22 protein-coding genes and 1 other annotated feature are annotated in these 22072 nt (G+C 37.3%); all 22 genes read left to right on the plus strand.

The window, feature by feature from the left end:
- Window positions 1-104: 104 nt before the first annotated feature.
- The 22 genes from mraY to ileS all read left to right on the plus strand — a co-directional run bounded on the left by mraY (window position 105) and on the right by ileS (window position 21996).
- Window positions 105-1079 carry a phospho-N-acetylmuramoyl-pentapeptide-transferase gene (mraY, locus tag AC6F34_RS08680; protein ID WP_500771100.1) on the plus strand — a complete coding sequence of 325 codons (975 nt, stop codon included), beginning with the start codon at window positions 105-107 and terminating at the stop codon, window positions 1077-1079.
- Between the two features lies 1 nt (window position 1080).
- On the plus strand, window positions 1081-2433 hold the full coding sequence (murD, locus tag AC6F34_RS08685; protein WP_500771102.1) for a UDP-N-acetylmuramoyl-L-alanine--D-glutamate ligase: 1353 nt from the start codon (window positions 1081-1083) through the stop codon (window positions 2431-2433).
- Window positions 2434-2529: 96 nt separating this feature from the next.
- Window positions 2530-3630 (plus strand): stage V sporulation protein E, encoded by a 1101-nt coding sequence (spoVE, locus tag AC6F34_RS08690; RefSeq protein ID WP_500771104.1) that lies wholly within the window; start codon window positions 2530-2532, stop codon window positions 3628-3630.
- Between the two features lie 234 nt (window positions 3631-3864).
- Complete coding sequence (gene murG / locus AC6F34_RS08695; protein WP_500771106.1) at window positions 3865-4968, plus strand: undecaprenyldiphospho-muramoylpentapeptide beta-N-acetylglucosaminyltransferase; 1104 nt, start codon at window positions 3865-3867, stop codon at window positions 4966-4968.
- A gap of 78 nt (window positions 4969-5046) precedes the next feature.
- On the plus strand, window positions 5047-5955 hold the full coding sequence (gene murB / locus AC6F34_RS08700; RefSeq protein ID WP_500771108.1) for a UDP-N-acetylmuramate dehydrogenase: 909 nt from the start codon (window positions 5047-5049) through the stop codon (window positions 5953-5955).
- A 300-nt stretch (window positions 5956-6255) separates the two neighbouring features.
- Entirely contained in the window at window positions 6256-7053 is a 798-nt protein-coding gene (locus AC6F34_RS08705; RefSeq protein ID WP_500771110.1) for a cell division protein FtsQ/DivIB, read from the plus strand.
- Complete coding sequence (locus AC6F34_RS08710; RefSeq protein ID WP_500771732.1) at window positions 6998-7726, plus strand: DUF881 domain-containing protein; 729 nt, start codon at window positions 6998-7000, stop codon at window positions 7724-7726. The genes AC6F34_RS08705 and AC6F34_RS08710 overlap by 56 nt, the downstream gene beginning before the upstream one ends.
- A 57-nt stretch (window positions 7727-7783) precedes the next feature.
- On the plus strand, window positions 7784-8515 hold the full coding sequence (locus AC6F34_RS08715) for a DUF881 domain-containing protein (RefSeq protein WP_500771112.1): 732 nt from the start codon (window positions 7784-7786) through the stop codon (window positions 8513-8515).
- The gene (locus AC6F34_RS08720; RefSeq protein WP_500771114.1) at window positions 8515-8874 is read left to right on the plus strand and encodes a small basic family protein; all 360 of its coding nucleotides are present in this window, start codon (window positions 8515-8517) and stop codon (window positions 8872-8874) included. The genes AC6F34_RS08715 and AC6F34_RS08720 overlap by 1 nt, the downstream gene beginning before the upstream one ends.
- 114 nt (window positions 8875-8988) lie before the next feature.
- A complete protein-coding gene (gene ftsA, locus AC6F34_RS08725) occupies window positions 8989-10266 on the plus strand; it encodes a cell division protein FtsA (protein ID WP_500771116.1) in 1278 nt (425 codons plus the stop codon).
- Window positions 10267-10314: 48 nt separating this feature from the next.
- Window positions 10315-11469, plus strand: coding sequence for a cell division protein FtsZ (gene ftsZ, locus AC6F34_RS08730; protein ID WP_500771118.1), 1155 nt, complete (start codon window positions 10315-10317; stop codon window positions 11467-11469).
- A 325-nt stretch (window positions 11470-11794) separates the two neighbouring features.
- Window positions 11795-12721, plus strand: coding sequence for a sigma-E processing peptidase SpoIIGA (gene spoIIGA, locus AC6F34_RS08735; protein WP_500771120.1), 927 nt, complete (start codon window positions 11795-11797; stop codon window positions 12719-12721).
- A 72-nt stretch (window positions 12722-12793) separates the two neighbouring features.
- Window positions 12794-13513, plus strand: a complete 720-nt coding sequence (sigE, locus tag AC6F34_RS08740) for an RNA polymerase sporulation sigma factor SigE (RefSeq protein WP_500771122.1) — start codon at window positions 12794-12796, stop codon at window positions 13511-13513.
- 146 nt (window positions 13514-13659) lie between these two features.
- On the plus strand, window positions 13660-14439 hold the full coding sequence (gene sigG / locus AC6F34_RS08745) for an RNA polymerase sporulation sigma factor SigG (RefSeq protein WP_500771124.1): 780 nt from the start codon (window positions 13660-13662) through the stop codon (window positions 14437-14439).
- 108 nt (window positions 14440-14547) lie between these two features.
- On the plus strand, window positions 14548-14799 hold the full coding sequence (locus AC6F34_RS08750) for a YlmC/YmxH family sporulation protein (protein ID WP_500771126.1): 252 nt from the start codon (window positions 14548-14550) through the stop codon (window positions 14797-14799).
- 93 nt (window positions 14800-14892) lie between these two features.
- Window positions 14893-15732: a peptidoglycan editing factor PgeF gene (gene pgeF, locus AC6F34_RS08755; RefSeq protein WP_500771128.1), complete on the plus strand. Its 840-nt coding sequence runs from the start codon at window positions 14893-14895 to the stop codon at window positions 15730-15732.
- A complete protein-coding gene (locus tag AC6F34_RS08760) occupies window positions 15719-16393 on the plus strand; it encodes a YggS family pyridoxal phosphate-dependent enzyme (RefSeq protein ID WP_500771130.1) in 675 nt (224 codons plus the stop codon). Before pgeF ends, AC6F34_RS08760 begins: the two co-directional genes overlap by 14 nt.
- A 14-nt stretch (window positions 16394-16407) precedes the next feature.
- On the plus strand, window positions 16408-16851 hold the full coding sequence (locus tag AC6F34_RS08765; protein ID WP_500771132.1) for a cell division protein SepF: 444 nt from the start codon (window positions 16408-16410) through the stop codon (window positions 16849-16851).
- A gap of 6 nt (window positions 16852-16857) precedes the next feature.
- Window positions 16858-17121 carry a YggT family protein gene (locus tag AC6F34_RS08770; protein WP_500771134.1) on the plus strand — a complete coding sequence of 88 codons (264 nt, stop codon included), beginning with the start codon at window positions 16858-16860 and terminating at the stop codon, window positions 17119-17121.
- A gap of 260 nt (window positions 17122-17381) precedes the next feature.
- On the plus strand, window positions 17382-18155 hold the full coding sequence (locus tag AC6F34_RS08775) for a YlmH family RNA-binding protein (RefSeq protein WP_500771136.1): 774 nt from the start codon (window positions 17382-17384) through the stop codon (window positions 18153-18155).
- A gap of 158 nt (window positions 18156-18313) precedes the next feature.
- Window positions 18314-18829 carry a DivIVA domain-containing protein gene (locus AC6F34_RS08780; protein ID WP_500771138.1) on the plus strand — a complete coding sequence of 172 codons (516 nt, stop codon included), beginning with the start codon at window positions 18314-18316 and terminating at the stop codon, window positions 18827-18829.
- A 67-nt stretch (window positions 18830-18896) separates the two neighbouring features.
- Window positions 18897-19144 (plus strand) — a binding site (T-box leader).
- Between the two features lie 80 nt (window positions 19145-19224).
- A complete protein-coding gene (gene ileS, locus AC6F34_RS08785; RefSeq protein ID WP_500771140.1) occupies window positions 19225-21996 on the plus strand; it encodes an isoleucine--tRNA ligase in 2772 nt (923 codons plus the stop codon).
- Window positions 21997-22072: the final 76 nt, after the last annotated feature.

Genomic DNA, 22072 nt, shown 5'->3' on the forward strand with positions numbered 1-22072 from the left:
GGCAGGAAGAAAGGTTATATGAAGACGATGAATGAAATTATAAAATGTATGACAAAAATGATTGAAAGTAATAAAAATACGATGAGTAGAGGAGGAGAGTAATAATGATGGAACAAGTGATCTTTTTTACAATTTTAATGGGCTTTCTTATTACTGTCCTTCTCTCACCGCTGTTTATTCCATTCCTTAGAAGATTAAAGTTTGGTCAAAGTATACGTGAAGAAGGGCCACAGTCTCATTTGAAGAAGACGGGTACGCCTACAATGGGTGGGATAATGATTCTTCTCTCAATTACAATTACAACGCTGGTGATGACCAATAAGTTTTCTGAGCCGACTGTGACGACCTATCTCCTATTACTTGTCACATTAGGTTTTGGTTTACTTGGATTTTTAGATGATTTTATAAAAGTAGTTTTAAAAAGGAATTTAGGTTTAACATCAAAGCAGAAGCTACTAGGACAAATCATCATCTCAGTTATTTTCTATTTTGTTTTCCAGCAGCATGATTTTTCAACAGTTATTCATATTCCACTTGTTGATTTCTCATTTGATTTAGGCTGGGGCTATGTGTTCTTTATTATATTTTGGTTAGTTGGCTTTTCAAATGCAGTCAATCTAACAGATGGATTAGATGGGTTGCTATCAGGGACATCAGCAATTGCCTTTGGTGCATTTGCAGTGCTTGCTTGGAGTCAATCGCAATTTGAACTATCCATTTTTGCAGTTGCAGTTGTTGGAGCGGTATTAGGATTTCTTGTTTTTAATGCTCATCCCGCCAAAGTGTTTATGGGTGATACTGGTTCGCTTGCATTAGGTGGTGCGATTGCAACGATAGCAATATTAGCTAAACTAGAATTTATCTTACTAATTATAGGAGCGGTATTTGTTATTGAGACATTATCGGTCATCTTGCAAGTCATTTCCTTTAAGACAACAGGTAAAAGAATCTTTAAAATGAGTCCTCTTCATCATCATTTTGAGTTAGTAGGTTGGTCTGAGTGGAGAGTTGTTGTTACGTTTTGGACGGTTGGATTGCTTTGTGCCATTTTAGGAATCTATATAGAGGTGTGGATGTAGGGTGAAAACAATTAGTCGATATTATCATAAAAAAGTATTGGTGCTAGGCTTAGCTAAAAGTGGTGTGAGTGCTGCTTCCCTTTTACATAGACTAGGAGCATTTGTGACTGTAAATGATTATAAACCTTTCTCTGAAAACCCTGAAGCACAAGGGTTATTAGAGCAGGGAATCAAGGTGATTTGTGGTTCTCATCCACTAGAACTTTTGGATGAAGGGTTTGAATTCATTGTGAAAAATCCGGGAATTCCATACTTTAATCCAATGGTAGAAGGAGCACTCGAAAGAAGCATTCCTGTTTTGACAGAAGTTGAATTAGCTTACCAAATCAGTGAAGCTCCTTTTATAGCGATTACAGGGACAAACGGAAAGACAACAACGACAACATTGATTCACGAAATGCTTACAGTTGGGCAGAAGTCGCCTTTGATCGCTGGGAATATAGGAACTGTCGCATCAGAGGTTGCTCAGGAAGCTTCTTTCGATGATACTATCGTGATTGAGTTATCGTCGTTTCAACTCATGGGGATTGACCAATTTAATCCGAAGGTTGCCATTTTAACAAATTTATACGATGCACACTTAGATTATCATGGAACAAAGTCAGAGTATGTGAATGCAAAAGCTCGTATTACAGAAAATCAAACAAAAGATGAATTTTTCATCGTAAATTATGACCAAGAAGAAACGATCAGGATAGCTGAGAAGTCAGACGCTACTATTATTCCGTTTTCATCTAAACGCGTGTTAGATGATGGAATTTATGTATCGGAAGGCTGGGTTACGTTTAATAACGAAAGAATCATCCACCGCTCGGATATTGTTTTGCCCGGAACGCATAACCTAGAAAATATCTTATCTGCAGTTGCTGCAGCGAAAATATTTGGTGTATCGAATGAGGCAATTAAAACAGTCTTATCATCATTTGCAGGTGTTAAGCACCGTCTACAATATGTAGGAGAATTAGAAGGCCGTAGATTCTATAATGATTCGAAAGCGACGAATATACTCGCAACCGAAAATGCTGTTGCTGCTTTCGATGAGCCAATCATTCTCTTAGCAGGAGGACTAGATCGTGGCAATGAGTTCGATGAATTGGTTCCATCATTAGAGAATGTAAAAGCCATTCTGACATTTGGTGAAACTGCACCAAAAATCGAGCAGGCAGCCAAAGGGGCGGGAATAAAAACAATTCAACGTGTCGATAATGTTGAGAAAGCTGTGCCCGCTGCTTTTGCTTTATCTGACGTTGGCGATGTGATTCTGCTTTCACCTGCATGTGCAAGCTGGGATCAATATAAAACTTTTGAGGTCAGAGGAGACATTTTTATGGAAGCGGTGCATAAGCTTAAGTAAGGGCTTGTCTCGCTGCAGATTTACTTAAAACACCTTTGCAAAGTGAGACGTACTTGATCATTAAGTGCCCTTAAACTAGCTGTAGAGGTGTTTTCCTTGCCGATAAAAAAATCAACACCAGATTTAGTATTAATAATCGTAACGTTATTATTGTTAGCAATCGGGTTAACGATGGTATATAGCGCTAGTGCAATTTGGGCTGACTATAAATTCGATGATTCATTTTTCTTTGCAAAGCGTCAGCTGTTATTTGCAGGTGCTGGAATTATTGCCATGTTTTTTATCATGAATGTTGATTATTGGACATGGAAAACTTGGGCAAAGGTCATCATCATCATTTGCTTCGTCATGCTTATTCTCGTTTTGATTCCTGGTATAGGGAATGTGCGGAATGGCTCACGAAGTTGGATTGGAATTGGTGCCTTTTCAATTCAGCCATCAGAGTTTATGAAGTTAGCGATGATTGCGTTTCTAGCAAAGTTCCTTTCGGAAAGACAAAAGCTTATCACCTCTTTTAAGTCGGGATTATTGCCATCATTAGGACTTGTTTTTCTTGCCTTCGGTTTAATCATGATCCAGCCAGATCTCGGAACAGGAACGGTGATGGTTGGAACTTGTATCGTGATGATTTTTGTTGCAGGTGCAAGAATTCGTCATTTTCTATTCTTAGGCTTTATTGGATTAGCTGGTTTTGCCGCACTAGTCATCTCAGCACCGTATCGAATTAAAAGGATTACCTCCTTCCTTGATCCATGGCAGGACCCTTTAGGGAGTGGGTTTCAAATCATTCAATCTTTATATGCGATAGGGCCAGGGGGCTTACTAGGTTTAGGGTTAGGTCAAAGCCGGCAAAAATTCTTTTATTTACCTGAACCGCAAACTGATTTTATATTCGCTATCTTATCTGAAGAGCTCGGTTTTATTGGCGGATCATTGGTAATCTTATTGTTTGCTCTTCTACTATGGAGAGGAATTCGAATCGCGCTTGGTGCTCCCGACTTATATGGCAGCTTCTTAGCGGTAGGGATTATTGCAATGGTTGCGATTCAGGTTATGATTAATATAGGGGTAGTAACTGGTCTAATCCCAGTTACCGGAATTACATTACCGTTCTTAAGCTATGGAGGTTCTTCATTAACATTAATGCTAATGGCCATTGGAGTATTATTAAATGTTAGCCGTTATTCGCGATATTAGCTCTAAACCCCATTCCATATTTGGAGGGGTTTCTTTTTCTATTTATGATGATGGACAGAACAATCGAACTATTTTGGATTGTTTTAAACAAGTATCGACTTTTCCATTTTTATTACATTTCAATGACATTATAGGTTATCGTTTCTTGATAAACCTATAAGTATAGTAGAATAGATAAAAGTGGTTTATAATTCTTTTTGATAATAATAGTGTAAATATACATGAGGTGACAGAATGAAAGTTGTTGTAAGTGGTGGTGGAACAGGTGGGCATATTTATCCTGCTCTGGCCTTCATTAAAGAATTGCAAAAAACGAACAAAGATGCTGAATTTTTATATATAGGAACGGAAAAAGGATTAGAAAGTACAATTGTACCAAAGTCGGGTATTCCGTTTAAATCAATACATATTACTGGGTTTCGTAGAAAGTTATCATTAGATAATGTTAAAACAATTTATAGATTTATGAAGGGTGTTCGGGATAGCAAGAAAATTCTTAAACAATTCAAGCCTGATGTTGTCATTGGAACAGGTGGCTATGTATGTGGACCTGTTGTATTTGCAGCTGCAAAAATGGGCATACCGACTATTATTCATGAGCAAAACAGTGTTCCAGGTTTAACAAATAAGTTTCTGAGTAGATATACAGATGCAATCGCCATTTGTTTTGAGGAGGCTCGTCCCTTTTTCCCTAAAAAGAATGTTGTCTTAACTGGAAATCCACGTGCAAGTGAGGTTCAAGGACAAGATGGCCTTAAAGGTAGAATTTCTGTTGGATTAAATCTTAAAACTCCTGCTGTTGTAGTATTTGGTGGAAGTAGAGGTGCTCGTCCGATAAATGATGCAGTTATTCGTACGCTAGCAGAGCTTGGAGAAAAGCCGTATCAAACGTTGTATATAACGGGAGAAGCACATTACAATGAGGTTAAGAAAGAGGTTGAGCTTGTAGGCAATCCGAAAAACTTGGTCATAAAACCGTTTGTATATAATATGCCAGAAGTGTTAGCTGGAGTGGACTTAGCTGTAACACGGGCAGGTGCTACAACCCTAGCTGAGATTACTTCTCTTGGTATTCCAGCTATTTTAATTCCAAGTCCATATGTAACAAACAACCATCAAGAAAAAAATGCGATGGCCTTAAGTAAAAACCAAGCAGCAGTATTATTAAAGGAAAATGAACTTGCTGGAAAGAAATTAATCGAACAAATTGATCGCATAATGATGGATAAAGATCAATTAATGAAAATGACGAATGCATCTAAGAAATTAGGAATACCTAATGCTTCAGAAAAGCTATATGACCTAGTTAAAGAGGTTATAAGTAAGAAAAAAAGATAAAACAATAAAACAAAAGTGAGAATATTAGGCGCGATATGCATAAGATATTGTACTTGAAAGGAAGAAAGGAAGGTCAGAATGAAAGAGATCATTGATACGCTGACAGATTCAAATATTGGCAATGTAAAGGTTAATGAGCCACTTGCTAAGCATACAACAATGAAAATAGGCGGACCGGCTGACCTATTGATTGAGCCTTCATCTGTTGAAGGTCTGAAACAAACAATGAAGATATTAAATGAGCACCAAATCCCTTGGAGAGCAATTGGGAGAGGTTCAAATCTGCTGGTTTCTGATAAAGGTATTGATGGGGCAGTCATAAAACTAGGTAAAGGGTTAGCTCATATGGAGCTAGAAGGAGAAAAACTAGTTGTTGGTGGAGGCTATCCGATTGTTGCTCTCTCAACGCAGATCAGCCGCAAGGGGCTATCTGGTCTTGAGTTCGCTAGTGGAATCCCAGGCTCCATAGGTGGGGCTGTCTACATGAACGCTGGTGCCCATGGAAGTGATATGTCAAAAATAACCGAAAAAGTACTGGTGTTGTTTGAGGATGGAAGCTTAGAGTGGCTGTTTAATGAGGACATGAAGTTTTCTTATCGAACGTCAGTGTTACAGAATGAACGTCCGGGAATTGTGATTGAGGCTGTCCTAAAGCTGAAGGAAGGTAATAAGGAAGCGATCACCAAAGAGATGCAAAAGAATAAAGACTATCGTAAAGAGACGCAACCTTGGGACTCTCCTTGTGCAGGCAGCATTTTTAGAAATCCTTTGCCTCATTATGCTGGGAAACTTGTGGAAGAATGTGGGTTAAAAGGGCATCAAATTGGTGGTGCTCAAATCTCTGAATTACATGGGAATTTTATTGTTAATACAGGTGAAGGAACGTCAGAGGATGTTTTAGCATTGATCGCATATGTTCAAAAGACTATAAAAGAAAAATATTCCTTAACAATTGAAACAGAAGTGGAAATAATAGGTCGAAAGTAACGGGTTTATCTACCTCTATTATGGTATTTCTTATGATATAATAATAGTGATAAACCCTTGGCATGAATGGTTTTTTAACCGATTATCTCTCAATTAGGTTGTAGGGCCTAATGTTGATTGATAGAAAAGGAAGGAAATATCCTCTACATATGGAAATTTCCTTACGTTCATTTCATCCGTGAGGGACAAGCCTTACTAGATGACCATTAAACATGATGTGGGATTTGTCTGTATAAATATGGATGTTTGAACAAGGATAACAAGCATTCTTAAGACAATATTCATGTAAGGGGTGAAATGATGGAAAATGGAAATGTAGTTTCGATTGAAGATCGTATTCCGAAACTAAAGGAACAAAGACGGAAAAAAGCAAATAGAAGGCTTATTGTCATCTTGTTAATGTTTTTTGTATTAATAGTCGTCGTTATTTATTTCCAATCACCATTAAGTCACATTAAAAATATAGAGGTAAATGGAAACGAGGTTTACTCGGATGATGAAATCATAGAAGTAAGTGGCGTTTCTTTAAATACAAATATTTGGAAGGTTGACAATGGGAGCATTGAGGGTAAAGTAATGGAGTTACCTCAAATGAATGAGGCTACAGTTGAAGTTAGTTGGCCAAACACAATTGTCATACATACGAAAGAGTTTTCCAGAATTGCATACATAATGGACGGTGAGAGATTTTTACCTGTGTTAGATAACGGAAAGGTATTAGCTGATTCAGATACGTATGAATTACCGACAAATGCACCAATCTTATTCGGTTTTTTGGAAGAAGAGCTTTTAAACTTGATGATTGAAGAGCTAGAGAAGCTTCCTGAGGCAGTTCAAAATTCGATTTCTGAGATTCATTCACAACCAAAGGAGACGGACAATAATTTCATCTCCCTTTATATGAATGACGGTTATGAAGTACATGCTACAATTAGAACATTTGCGGAAAAAATGGAACATTACCCTTCTATTGTTAGTCAGCTTGATCCTAACCAAAAAGGCATCATCAATTTTGAAGTCGGTTCATATTTCAAATCATATGATGGTGGTGAAGTGGAAATCGAGGAGGAGGGAGTCGTTGAAGAAAACGAGGAGTAAGCAAATTGTTTTTTCTTTAGTATTTTTAGTCCTTGGCTTCATCTTCTCATTTTCCTACCAACTAACGAAGGATGAAAATGAAGGGCCAGAAATATCAAGCAAACAATGGGAACGTGATTTGAATTTACGTAATCAAATTATCCAGCTTGAAGAGAAAAATCGATCATTGCAACTTGAATTGAACGATAAGCAGAAAAAAATTAATGAGATTGAAAAATCTTTTGCTGAGGAAGAACAAGTTTTTTTTAACCTTGCTGAAGACGCGGAAAAATTCCGAATGTATTTAGGGAAGATTGCAGTAAAAGGAAACGGTGTTCAAGTTACCCTTGAAGATGGAGAATATGATCCTTTAGATGGCAATGTGAATAACTATATAGTTCATGAACACCATGTGTTTAAAGTAATTAATGAATTGTATATTTCCGGTGCATCTGCAATTACGATCAATGGACAGAGGCTGACGCATAATTCCTATATTGTTTGTAATGGTCCAGTCATTGAGGTGGATGGGTATCAGCATCCTGCTCCGTTTGTCATCACGGCCATTGGAGATGAGGATGTAATGGCATCAGCATTGAATATTGTTGGTGGAGTGAAGGATTCACTAGTACAAGAAAATATTTTATTCACTCTAGAAAGAAAACAAGAAATCACGATGGATCCATTGCTATAAGAGTTAAAGATTGATTTGTCCACTACAAGAAATTCAGTGAAGGTTAGGTGATTGAAAGTGGACAGAAGTAAAATTGGTTTTATGATCATTACCATCATTGTTGGATTTATGTTAGCCGTCCAATTCCAACATGTAAAGGAACCAACAGTAAGGGATACGAGAGACACATGGCAATTGCGTGAGGATTTACAAAGAGAAAAAGAAATCGAAATGAGATTGCTTCGAGAGATAAGGGCTAATGAAGACATCATCGCACAATATGAAATTAGCCGTTCAGAAAGCAAGGAAAAAATATTAAGAGATACGATTGATGAGTTGAAGAAAGAAGCAGGATTAACTGAAGTGTCAGGTTACGGAATAAAGCTGGACATCAATCAACTTTATAAAGAACTACTTGTAGAACAAGGTCCTCCTGCAACGATTTCACCAGACCTGTTAAAGAGGCTGATAAACGAGTTGAATATGTACGGAGCAAAGCATATATCAATTGATGGGAGAAGAGTTATCAATACTACGGTCATCCGCGATATTAATGGAGAGACTAAGATTGATGGGTACTCGTTAAGGAATTTACCATTCGAAATACTAGTTATTACTGAATCCAAGCAAGATGCAGAAAAACTATATAATAGGATGCAAGTTTCTCGTTCGATTGAAGAGTTTTTCATTGATAATTTACAAGTAAAGGTATCAATTGAAGGTAGTGAAATAACAATTCCAGCATTTGATGGAACCATTCGTGTGCGTGATATGGAGCCATTGCCTAGTAATGAGGGAGGTTCTTCTTAATGTGGCTGCCAGTTTTAGGACTAATCATTGGAGTGTTTTTCGGAATGATGACCGATATGACAATTCCCGATGAATATTCCAACTACCTGTCCATTGCTGTTTTGGCAGCTTTAGATACATTGTTTGGTGGGATTCGTGCTCAGCTGCAAAACGTATATGATGAGAAAGTATTTGTTTCAGGATTCTTTTTTAATATTTTGTTGGCAGCAAGTTTAGCTTTTCTAGGTGTACATCTTGGTGTAGACTTATATTTAGCTGCAGTATTCGCTTTCGGTGTGCGATTGTTTCAAAATATTGCGGTAATTAGAAGAATCCTAATAACGAAATGGACATCACGAGAAAAAACAGAAAAAAATTGATTTTTAAAAAAGGGAATGCCATAAATTGTGACGAATAGTTTTAGTAATATTTAAAATGTAATAAGAATCATTTTTGTTGTTCAAAGGAACACTGCAAAAGGAGGTGCCAGAGATATGAACAGCAATGAAATTTATGTAAGTCTTGACATCGGTACATCCAGTGTAAAGGTAATCATTGGGGAAATGGTCAATGACTCTTTAAATATTATTGGTGTTGGGAATGTGAAATCGGACGGCCTAAGAAAAGGAACGATTGTTGATATAGATGAAACAGTTCAATCAATTAGGAGAGCGATCGAGCAGGCAGAACGAATGATTGGAATGGAAATTAAAAGTGTGATTGTTGGTGTAACAGGAAACCATGTTAGCCTTCAACCGTGTCATGGGGTTGTAGCAGTATCTGGCGAAAATAGAGAGATAACAGACTTAGATGTTACGAGAGTAATAGATGCTGCGCAAGTCGTTTCCATACCACCTGAAAGAGAAATCATCGATGTTATTCCACAGCAATTCATTGTAGACGGTTTAGATGAAATTAATGATCCTAGGGGCATGATCGGTGTTCGTCTTGAAATGGAAGGTACAATTATTACCGGATCAAAGACAATTTTACATAACACATTACGCTGTGTAGAACGAGCAGGACTTGAAATATTAGATATTACGCTTCAGCCACTCGCAACAGGGGCATTTGCTCTTTCTAAGGATGAGAAAAATCTTGGAGTAGCATTAGTTGACATTGGGGGCGGGTCAACGACGATAGCTATCTTTGAAAATGGTCGCTTAAAGGGTACAAGTGTCCTTCCGGTAGGTGGAGACCATATCACAAAGGATTTATCAATCGGCTTACGCACTTCAACAGAGGATGCAGAAAAGATAAAGATCAAACATGGTCACGCGTTCTATGATGAAGCATCTGAAGACATCGTCTTTAGTGTTCCAATTATAGGAAGTGATCAACATCAACAATTTAACCAATTGGAAATTTCAGATATAATTGAGGCTCGCCTAGAAGAAATCTTTGACTTCATTCAGCAAGAAGTAAAACGAATGACGAAGCAAGATCTACCTGGTGGCTATGTTATTTCTGGAGGAGTTGCTAATTCCGAGGGGTTATTGGAATTAGCCCAATTGATTCTACGCAACCGAGTTCGAATTGCTATTCCAGACTACATTGGTGTAAGAGAACCACAATATACGACAGCCGTTAGCTTGATAAAATTTGTATATAAAAATGCAAGGGTTCAAGGTAGAAAACTAGAAAAAAGACCGACACAAATCGAATCACAAGAAAAAAGAGTGCAGAAGCAGTCAAATACAAAGCCGGAAAGACAACCGGAAGAGAAAATCACATCAAGAGTAAAAAAATTCTTCGGTTACTTTTTTGATTAAAAAGATTAATTCGAAGAAGTTCGACGAATTGAATTAGGAGGATTTGTCATGTTAGAATTCGATACAAATTTAGATTCATTAGCAACGATTAAGGTCATCGGCGTTGGCGGTGGTGGTAATAATGCAGTTAACCGAATGATTGAACATGGTGTACAAGGTGTAGACTTTATTGCAGTAAATACGGATGCACAAGCACTTAATCTATCAAAAGCTGAAATAAAAATGCAAATTGGTGGGAAATTAACAAGAGGTCTTGGTGCAGGAGCTAACCCAGAAGTAGGGAAAAAGGCTGCTGAGGAAAGCAAGGAACAAATTGAAGAGGCGTTAAAAGGTGCAGACATGGTATTCGTTACTGCTGGAATGGGAGGAGGAACAGGTACAGGTGCTGCTCCAGTGATTGCACAGATTGCTCGTGAATTAGGTGCATTAACAGTTGGAGTTGTTACTCGACCATTTACATTTGAAGGTCGTAAACGCTCTACACAAGCTGCTGGTGGAATCGGAGCAATGAAAGAGGCAGTTGACACATTAATTGTCATTCCAAATGATCGCTTATTAGAGATTGTTGATAAGAGTACGCCAATGCTAGAGGCATTCCGTGAGGCAGATAATGTACTTCGTCAAGGTGTACAAGGGATATCTGAATTAATCGCTGTACCAGGGTTAATTAACCTAGACTTTGCAGATGTGAAAACAATCATGTCTAACAAGGGTTCAGCTTCAATGGGAATTGGTGTTGCATCTGGTGAAAACCGAGCAACTGAAGCTGCGAAGAAAGCTATTTCTTCTCCATTATTAGAAACATCCATTGATGGTGCTCAAGGTGTACTTATGAACATCACTGGTGGTTCAAACTTAAGTTTATACGAAGTACAAGAAGCAGCAGATATCGTTGCTTCTGCATCTGATCAAGATGTGAATATGATCTTTGGTTCTGTAATTAATGAGAACTTAAAAGAAGAAATTATTGTAACAGTTATTGCAACTGGTTTTAATGATGATGCACCAGAGCCGAAGCAAACAAGACCGAATTTTAATCAACAGAAGCCGACATCTAACCTAGGTGCTGTGAAACGTGAACCATCAAGGGAAGAGCAACAGCATCAACAGGAGCCTGCCCGGAACAACAGCAATAATACACATCAGGCAGAAGAAACGCTAGACATTCCTACTTTTTTACGTAATCGAAATAGAAGAAGATAAAAAAGTTTTAAAAATCGAATGAAGAACATACCGTTTATGAGGAGACGATTAAGTCAAACAACGACGTATTCGAGCGTTTGACAACAGTCTGAAATCCACTAGTCTTTAAGACTAGTGGATTTTTTTATCTTAAATTTAACCAATATAATTCAGTTGATCTATTTTTCAGATGATATGACAAAATCCGAATGAAATAGTGAAAATTTCTGCTGTTTCAACTACATGAAGTGACAGGTTTATTCGTTTACATACGCTATACTTTCTTCTAACAGACCAACTAGTAAACTTCGTTTCGATTTAGAAAAAAGAGAAAGTGGGAAGGGGTTTGACAGTCTATTTAGATGTTATATGGGCACTGAACTTTTTATTTGATACACTTCTCCTCTTTTTAACAGCCATTATTATGAAAAGGTCGATAACTTGGTGGAGGATGGCACTGGGAGGACTGATTGGTTCACTTTTAGTATTACTAGCGGTTACTCCGCTTTCATTGATTGCTTCTCATCCGATTAGCAAATTATTTGTTTCCATTTTAATGGTCTTATTAACATTTGGATTTCATCGATTACGCTATTTCCTACGCCATCTAATGACGTTTTATTTTGTAACATTCTTATTAGGTGGAATTATTATTGGCTCTCATTACTTTTTACGATTTGATATGGATTTGTCAAACTCAGTTTTCATTTCAAGTGTTAAAGGTTTTGGTGACCCAATTAGTTGGCTGTTTGTAGTAATTGGCTTTCCTTTAGCCTGGCATTTTTCGAAATCAAATGTAGAAAAATTTGAAGTGACGAAGATTCAATATGAGACGATCATGAATGTAACAATTACACTGCAGGAGAAGGATTATCAGTTCAAAGGGATGGTAGATAGCGGGAATCAAGTACATGATCCTATTTCGAAACAGCCGATAATGTTTGTGTCTATAAAAAATTGTATGCATGAACTGCCTGATTTTATTTGGAAAATTGCAGAAAATCCTAATGAAGCAATTCTTTCAGATCAGATCATTCCGAATTCGTGGCAGGACCGTGTCCGAATTATCCCTTATAAAGTTGTTGGTAGTGATCATCAGATTGTACTAGCGCTAAAACCAGATCAAATAAGATTGGAGAAGGATAAAGAGGAGTGGATTGTCAAGAAGGGTCTTGTTTCTTTTACAATCCAACAGTTATCTCCTGATGATGTATTTCAGTGTATAATTCATCCAAAAATGCTGATTTCTACTGAACAAAAACAGGTTGGATAAATAATTGCTTTTAGGAGTTTCTACTTATTACTACTATACTCAAAAAAACAATTTTTAGAAGGAGGACAAAACTTGAAAAAAATAAAACTTCGCCTAACTTACTATTGGTATAAGATCTTAATGAAACTAGGGCTTAAAACGGATGAGGTACATTATATAGGCGGAAGTGAAGCGTTGCCTCCTCCACTAAGCAAAGAAGAAGAAGAACTATTGTTAATAAAACTCCCCAAAGGTGATCAGGCTGCACGCTCGATTTTAATCGAGAGAAACTTAAGGTTAGTTGTTTATATTGCGCGGAAATTTGAAAATACAGGGATCAATATTGAAGATCTGATTTCCATTGGAACAATTGGGTTAATTAAGGCAGTTAATACGTTCAATCCAGAGAAGAAAATAAAACTAGCTACATATGCTTCTCGTTGTATTGAAAATGAGATTCTTATGTATTTAAGGAGAAACAACAAAATTCGTTCAGAAGTTTCATTTGATGAACCGCTAAACATTGACTGGGACGGAAATGAATTGCTCCTATCAGATGTTTTAGGTACAGAGGAAGACATTATTACAAAAGACTTAGAAGCAAATGTTGATAAAAAGTTATTATTAAAAGCATTGCATCAATTAACAGAGCGTGAGAAACAAATTATGGAGCTTCGCTTTGGACTAGGTAGCGGAGAAGAGATGACACAAAAAGATGTTGCCGACCTTTTAGGTATTTCTCAGTCCTATATTTCAAGATTAGAAAAAAGAATTATAAAACGATTAAAAAAGGAATTTAATAAAATGGTTTAAAAAAATTTTTTCGTTCATGAAAAAGCAATAACTGCATAGCTTCTCAAGGTTTCATTAGGTGATGGTTTCCATTTGTCAATGCATATTTTTCCTTACCGAGGAGATACTGTTTTTTGTACAGCATCCCCTGTGAGGAGGGAAATGGATTGACTCGGAATAAGGTAGAAATTTGCGGTGTTGATACATCGAAACTTCCAGTATTAAAAAATGAAAAGATGAGAGAATTATTCAAGCAAATGCATAATGGAGATATGAGTGCACGAGAAGAACTTGTAAATGGAAATTTACGCCTAGTCTTAAGTGTGATTCAACGATTTAACAACCGTGGAGAATTTGTTGATGATCTTTTCCAAGTTGGTTGTATCGGTCTTATGAAATCAATCGATAATTTTGATTTAAGTCAAAATGTAAAGTTCTCTACTTATGCTGTTCCGATGATCATTGGTGAGATTAGACGGTATTTACGAGATAATAATCCTATCCGTGTTTCGAGATCATTGCGAGATATTGCTTATAAAGCCTTGCAGGTAAGAGAGAGATTAATGAGTAAAACATCTAGAGAACCAACAGCAGAGGAAATTGCAAAAGAATTGGATATCTCTCATGAGGAAATTGTCTTTGCACTTGATGCGATTCAAGATCCAGTGTCTTTATTTGAACCGATTTACAATGACGGCGGTGATCCGATCTTTGTAATGGACCAGCTTAGTGACGAACGTAATAAAGACATTCAGTGGATAGAAGAAATTGCATTAAAAGAAGGAATGCGCCGTTTAAATGAGCGCGAAAAAATGATTCTAAGGAAGCGTTTTTTCCAAGGGAAAACACAGATGGAAGTAGCAGAAGAGATTGGCATCTCACAAGCGCAAGTTTCCCGACTCGAAAAAGCCGCAATTAAACAAATGAATAAGAATATACAAAGCTAGAGGCAAATGCCTTCTAGCTTTTTACGTATTATTTTATGTGAACACTTATGATTGCACAGGATCAATCATATAATCTCAATAAGTGAAAGGAAGTGGAGGAGGTCGTATATGATTCGAGTCTCTGATGTTCGATGGAAGGATGTTATCAATTTATCTGACGGAAAAAGGCTAGGGTATGTAACAGATGTAGACATCGATCCAAGGAAAGGGGTAATTTCGGCGCTCATTATTGGAGAAACACAAAAAGTAATGGGGTTTATTAAACGGGAGGAAGAGTATGTGGTGCATTGGCACGATATCTTAACAATTGGTGATGATGTCATTATCGTAAAATTTCGTCCTCAGAATAAGTATGAGTAAAGGTTTCAATAGAGTTTCGATTGTTCTCATGAGTGGGAATATGGTAAACTAAAAGCAAGTTTGTATATTATTATTCGTAAATGAGGGGTGTAAATGGAGCCTTTTTCTTTAATTGAAGAGGAATACATGTCAGTGAAAAGTTGGACAGACTCCAACCCTCAGTTGATCGCAGGTTTTTCAACAAAAAGTGGAGGCTATAGCAAAGAAAGCTTCTCTTCTTTGAATTTAGGGTTGCATGTCAACGATGAGCAATCAGTTGTACAAAAAAACCGTCAGCATCTAGGAGATACTCTCCAATTTTCTGTTAATGATTGGGTCGGTGCGGAGCAAACACATGGCATTCAAATTGCTTCTATTTCTAAGGAACATAAAGGACTAGGGTCCTTACAGTATGAAAATTCGATTCCAAATACTGATGGATTTATTGCATTTGATCAAGGAGTCTTACTGACTATGTGCTATGCAGATTGTGTTCCTTTATATTTTCTTCATCGTAAGACAAGGGCAATTGGTCTTGCGCATGCAGGGTGGAAAGGAACTGTTAATGGAATCGCAGCTGAAATGATCAAGAAGTTTGAAAAAGCAGGTATCACTTCTAACGAGATAGAAGTTGTAATTGGCCCATCCATTTGCCAGAGCTGTTATCAAGTTGACCAACGAGTCATAGATTCAGTAAATAAACTTGTTGATGGAATAACTACAAAAACGTATGTGAAATTGAATGATACTCAGTACAAATTAGACTTAAAGCGCTTAAATCAATTAGTATTAGAAAATGAAGGGGTTATTCCCGAGCATATTCACGTGACAGGTTATTGTTCCAGCTGTGATCAATCGTTATTTTTCTCTCACCGCCGCGATCGAGGGAAAACTGGCAGAATGATGAGCTTTATCGGCTGGAAGGAGGAGTTCAACAGCGATGAAAGTAAGTGAGAATTTACAAAAGATTCAGGCGTTCATACATCAAGCATGTGAGAAAACAGGACGCTCAATTGAAGATGTAAAGGTGATTGCTGTAACAAAGTATGTTTCAATTGAGAGAACAAAAGAGGCCATTGCTACAGGGATTATCCATTTAGGAGAGAATCGCGATGAAGGTTTGTTGCAGAAGCATGAAGCACTTGGTAAAGAGCCAGTATGGCATTATATTGGTTCGCTTCAGACGAGAAAAGTAAAGAATATTATAGACTATGTTGACTATATTCATTCACTTGATCGCGAATCGCTTGCAAAGGAAATCGACAAAAGAGCTGATAAGAAAGTGAAATGCCTTGTGCAAGTAAATGTATCAGGGGAGCAATCAAAACAAGGTTTAACTCCTGACGAAGTCTTGCCGTTTATTGAAAAATTAGAGATTTATACGAATATCGAAATTGTTGGCTTGATGACAATGGCTCCTAATACCGATGATGAAACGTTCTTGCGTAAATGCTTCAAGTCATTAAAACAATTGCAGGAATCTATACAAAAGCAGCAATACATACATGCTCCTTGTGAGGAATTATCCATGGGAATGTCAAATGATTATGAAATAGCTGTAGAAGAAGGAGCAACGATGGTTCGTATTGGAACAGCACTTGTTGGTGAATCTTAAGGAGGGTAAGAAAGATGAGTATGAAATCAAAATTCAAAACGTTTTTCTTTTTAGATGATGAATATGATCGTGAAGAAGAAGTGCATAATGAAGAAATCGCTCCTGTGAAAGAAACACCTAAGCAGCAACAGGTTCAACAAAAACAAAACATCGTTAGCTTGCAAAGTGTACAAAAATCTTCAAAGGTTGTTTTAGTAGAACCGCGTGTCTATGCTGAAGCACAAGATATTGCGGATCAATTAAAAAATAGAAGAGCTGTCGTGGTCAACTTACAACGAATTGAAAGAGATCAGGCTAAGAGAATTGTTGACTTTTTAAGTGGAACGGTTTACGCCATCGGTGGAGATATTCAAAAAATTGGGACAGATATTTTCCTCTGTACTCCAGATAATGTGGAAATATCAGGCACGATTTCGCAACTTATGCAGGAACAGGAATTTGAAAATACAAGGTGGTAAAATAGCATGGCATTTATCTTTATGATGATTGGTAACTTAATTTATTTATATTCATGGGCGTTGATTGTTTATATTTTATTATCGTGGTTTCCTAACGCAAGAGAATCTACGGTAGGGCAGTTTTTAGCGCGAATTTGTGAGCCGTATTTAGAGCCGTTCCGTCGTTTCATTCCACCGCTAGGAATGTTAGACATCTCCCCGATTGTCGGAATTATCGTTCTTCGTTTTGCGGCAATGGGTGTACAGTCTTTACAATCTATGTTTATTTAATTTGTGCTTTAAGTAGAAACTCGCATTCTGCGAGAATTGAGAATGTAGACAAAGTCGATTTATGACTTTGTCTACATGTTTTTAAGAGCAAATAAAGTAGCCAAAGCTAAAAAAGAATTGGTAACGATAGTGAGACTAAGACTAGTGTCAGGATAGTAAACAAAGTTCATGTGGGTCTTCTTCTCCAAACAACGTAGTATGAGAGCAAATGTAAGCAGTCTGGAAACTCAAGTTTTCCATTATTGAAAGGGTTAATCACTATGTCTATTTATGTGCATTTTCGACCGGAAGAAAAAGAATTTATTGATCGAGTTCTCCAATGGAGAGATCAGGTCGAGAGATCTTATACACCTAAACTGACAGATTTCTTAGATCCAAGGGAGCAAGAAATCGTTCATTCTATTGTAGGAGAGCATGCTGAAACAAAGGTGAATTTTTTTGGAGGGAGTTCTTTTTCTGAAAGAAAAAGAGCACTATTTTATCCGGAATATTACGAGCCTTCTAATGAAGATTTTGATGTTGTACTATATGAAATTGATTATCCTAAAAAGTTTGTTACTTTGGAGCATCCTCAAGTTTTAGGGACATTAATGTCTTTAGGCATAAAACGAGGAAAATTTGGGGATATCATTTTTGCAGATGATACGGTACAATTCTTTATATCAGCAGATATTGCAGATTACACGCTTATGCAAATCGAGACGATTGGAAAGGCTTCGGTTTCGCTTAAAAAGCAATCCTTAAGTGAAGCTGTCATAGCTGAGGATGCTTGGTCTGAATTGAATGTAACTTGTAGTTCGTTAAGGTTGGATGTAGTCTTAGCAGCCATGCATAAAATATCAAGACAAAAGGCGCAAGTGTTAATCGGGCAAAAGCTTGTAAAAGTGAATTGGAAAATCATTGAACAAACCTCTTTTTCTTGTGAAACCGGTGACATTATCTCAGTAAGAGGGTTTGGTCGTATGAAGATCATCTCGATTGAAGGCAAGACAAAAAAAGACAAGGTAAGGTTAGTGATTGGAAAGCAAAAATAAATCGACTTTTTAAAGGAATCAGGAATACAATTGTCGAATAAATGCATAGGAACATTCACTCTTTACAAGAATTGTCGATGAATAGTTAAGGTTGTACAAGGAAAAGACATTATGTCGTCATTTCATTAATCATACATAAAATTTGGGAGGTGGCATCGATGCCGTTAACACCGTTAGATATCCATAATAAAGAATTCAGTAAAGGATTCCGTGGCTATGATGAAGATGAGGTGAATGAATTTCTTGATCAAGTAATTAAAGATTATGAAATCATCATTCGCGAGAAAAAAGAACTTGAAGAAAAGTTAAATGAGTTAACTGATCGAGTTGGGCATTTTCACACAATCGAGGAAACTTTGAATAAATCGATTGTCGTAGCCCAAGAGGCAGCTGAGGAAGTAAAGCGTAATGCACAGAAAGAAGCAAAGCTAATCATTAGAGAAGCAGAGAAAAACTCTGATCGTATTGTAAATGAGGCACTCTCTAAAGCGAGAAAAATCGCATTGGATATTGAGGATTTGAAAAAACAGTCCAAAGTATTTAGAACTCGATTCAGAATGCTTATTGAAGCACAATTAGACATGCTTAACAATGATGATTGGGATCATTTAATGGATTATAAATTAGATGCAACAGAAGTTACATTGCCAAAAGAAGAGGATTCATTAACTTGACGAATCAGGAATAATTCGCATATAATTTGGAAAGTATAAATATTATGCGACTCAAAAACATTTAAATACTGAAGCATTGATAGGGAAAGTACATTTCTTCAAACCTTATAAACGGATGTTCCGTGAAGCGAACCAGGGATGGTGGAAGCCTGGTATAAGAGAAGGAATAGAAGATCACCCTTGAGTTCCTAGCTGAACAATTATAAGTAAGCGATGGCGTTTCATTCACGTTACGAATGCTTGAGTGGATTGCGAATGATTCTTGCAATCTATAAGGGTGGTACCGCGGGAGATTCAAACCTTCTCGTCCCTATTTGGGATGAGAGGGTTTTTTGTATGGAATCAACAATCAATGCATTAAACATCGTTTATTGATTTATTAGGAGGAAGAGAAGATGGAATTTAAAGATACATTGCTAATGCCAAAGACAGAATTCCCAATGCGAGGGAATTTACCAAAGCGTGAGCCAGAAATCCAACAAAAATGGAATGAACAATCGATATATGAAAAAGTACAAGATCGTACGAGCGGAAGACCACTATTTATCTTGCATGATGGACCACCATATGCAAATGGAGATATTCATATTGGTCACGCATTAAACAAAATCTTAAAAGACTTTATCGTACGATATAAATCAATGAGTGGGTTCCAAGCGCCTTATGTTCCAGGATGGGATACGCATGGATTGCCAATTGAGCAAGCCTTGACGAATAAAGGAGTTAAGCGTAAAGAAATGACACTTGCTGAATTTCGTAAGCTTTGCGAAGAATATGCGTACGAGCAAATTGAAAGCCAACGTGAACAGTTCAAGCGTTTGGGCGTTCGTGGAGATTGGGAAAACCCTTATATCACGCTTAAGCCAGAATACGAGGCACAACAAATTAAAGTTTTTGGTGAAATGGCGAATAAAGGCTATATTTATAAAGGAAAAAAGCCAGTATATTGGTCGCCTTCATCTGAATCTGCTTTAGCTGAAGCAGAGATTGAATACAAAGATAAGCGCTCTCCATCGATATATGTTACATTCGATGTAAAAGATGGAAAAGGCGTTTTATCAACTGATACAAAGTTCATAATCTGGACGACAACACCTTGGACGATTCCTGCAAACTTAGGGATTTCTGTACATCCAACATTGAATTATGTCGTTGTTGCAGCTAATGGTACAAAATATGTAGTAGCACAGGAACTTTTAGATTCAGTTGCTAAAGAGTTTGAATGGGCAGAATACGAAGTTGTTACAACAGTGAAAGGTGCAGAATTAGAGCACATCATCGCAACACATCCAATCTATAAACGTGATTCACTCGTTATGCTTGGCGAGCATGTAACAACAGATGCTGGTACTGGTTGTGTACACACTGCACCAGGTCATGGGGAAGACGACTACCAAGTTGGGATGAAATATGGTCTCGAAGTTTTGTGTCCAGTTGACGATAAAGGGCAAATGACGGATGAAGCTCCTGGTTTTGAAGGGCTATTCTATGATGAAGCGAATAAACCAATCACACAAAAGCTAGAAGAAGCGGGCGCTTTATTAAAGCTTACATTTATTACACACTCGTATCCTCATGATTGGAGAACGAAAAAGCCTGTCATCTTTAGAGCAACAGCACAATGGTTTGCATCAATCAAAGATTTCAGACAACAACTTCTTGACGCGATTCAAGCGACGAAATTTGTTCCAAGTTGGGGAGAAACAAGACTTTTCAATATGGTAAGAGACCGAGGAGATTGGTGTATTTCACGTCAACGTGCATGGGGAGTACCAATTCCGGTATTCTATGCAGAGAATGGCCAAGAAATCATTACAGACGAAACGATTGATCATGTATCCAAGTTATTCCGTGAGCATGGTTCAAATATTTGGTTTGAAAAAGAAGCAAAAGAACTGCTTCCAGAAGGATTTACTCATCCAAATAGTCCGAACGGATTGTTTACGAAAGAAACAGATATTATGGATGTTTGGTTTGATTCTGGCTCATCACACCAAGCAGTGTTGCTTGAGCGTGACGATCTTGACAGACCTGCTGATCTCTATTTAGAAGGATCTGACCAATATCGTGGATGGTTTAATTCATCGCTTTCAACGGCGGTTGCTGTAACTGGAAAAGCACCATACAAAGGCATCTTAAGCCACGGTTTTACGCTTGATGGTGAAGGTCGTAAGATGAGTAAATCAATTGGAAATACAATTGTTCCTGCAAAGGTTATGAACCAATTAGGCGCAGACATTTTGCGTCTATGGGTAGCATCTGTTGATTATCAAGCAGATGTACGTGTCTCCGATGCAATCTTGAAGCAAGTTGCAGAAGTATACCGTAAAATCCGTAATACATTCCGTTTCCTATTAGGAAACCTTGATGATTTTGATCCAACAAAAGATGCAGTTGCCTATGAGAACTTACGTGAAGTTGATCAATTTATGCTTGTAAAATTAAATAATCTTATCAAGCAATCACTTAATTCCTATGATCGCTATGAGTTCTCTAACATTTATCATGCAATTAACAATTTCTGTACGTTGGACTTAAGTTCATTCTACTTGGATTTTGCGAAGGATATTCTTTACATTGAAGCAAGTGATCATCAAGACCGTCGTGCAATTCAAACTGTTCTTTATGAAACATTAGTAGCGTTAGCGAAGTTAACTGCACCTATTCTTTCACATACAGCAGATGAAGTATGGCAGTATGTTCCGAACGTGAAGGAAGAGAGCGTTCAATTGACAGACATGCCGGTGTTTACAGATATTCCTAATGCGAAAGAACTTGAGACGAAATGGAATGCGTTCTTAAAAGTTCGTGATGAAGTATTAAAAGCGTTAGAGCTTGCACGTAATGAAAAGGTAATCGGTAAGTCCTTAGCAGCTAAAGTGACATTATACGTTAAACCTGAAACAAAAGAATTACTTGATTCTGTTGAAGAGAACTTGCAACAACTATTCATTGTTTCTAAATTTGAAGTTGCTGGCTTATATGATGAAGCACCTGAGCAAGCAGAGAAGTTTGAGAAATCCGCAATTGTTGTATCAAAAGCGGATGGAGAAACATGTGAACGTTGCTGGACAGTGACTGAAGAAGTTGGTCAAGATGAGCAATTGGAAACACTTTGCACACGATGTGCATCTGTAGTAAAAGAAAATTATGACCATATGATGTAATTAAGTTGCCCCTCTATTCTAATTAGAATTAGAGGGGTTTTTTAACACCTTCGTTAAATGTTGTTCATCCTGCTAA

This window comes from Niallia sp. CD-39 (genome assembly GCF_059874745.1).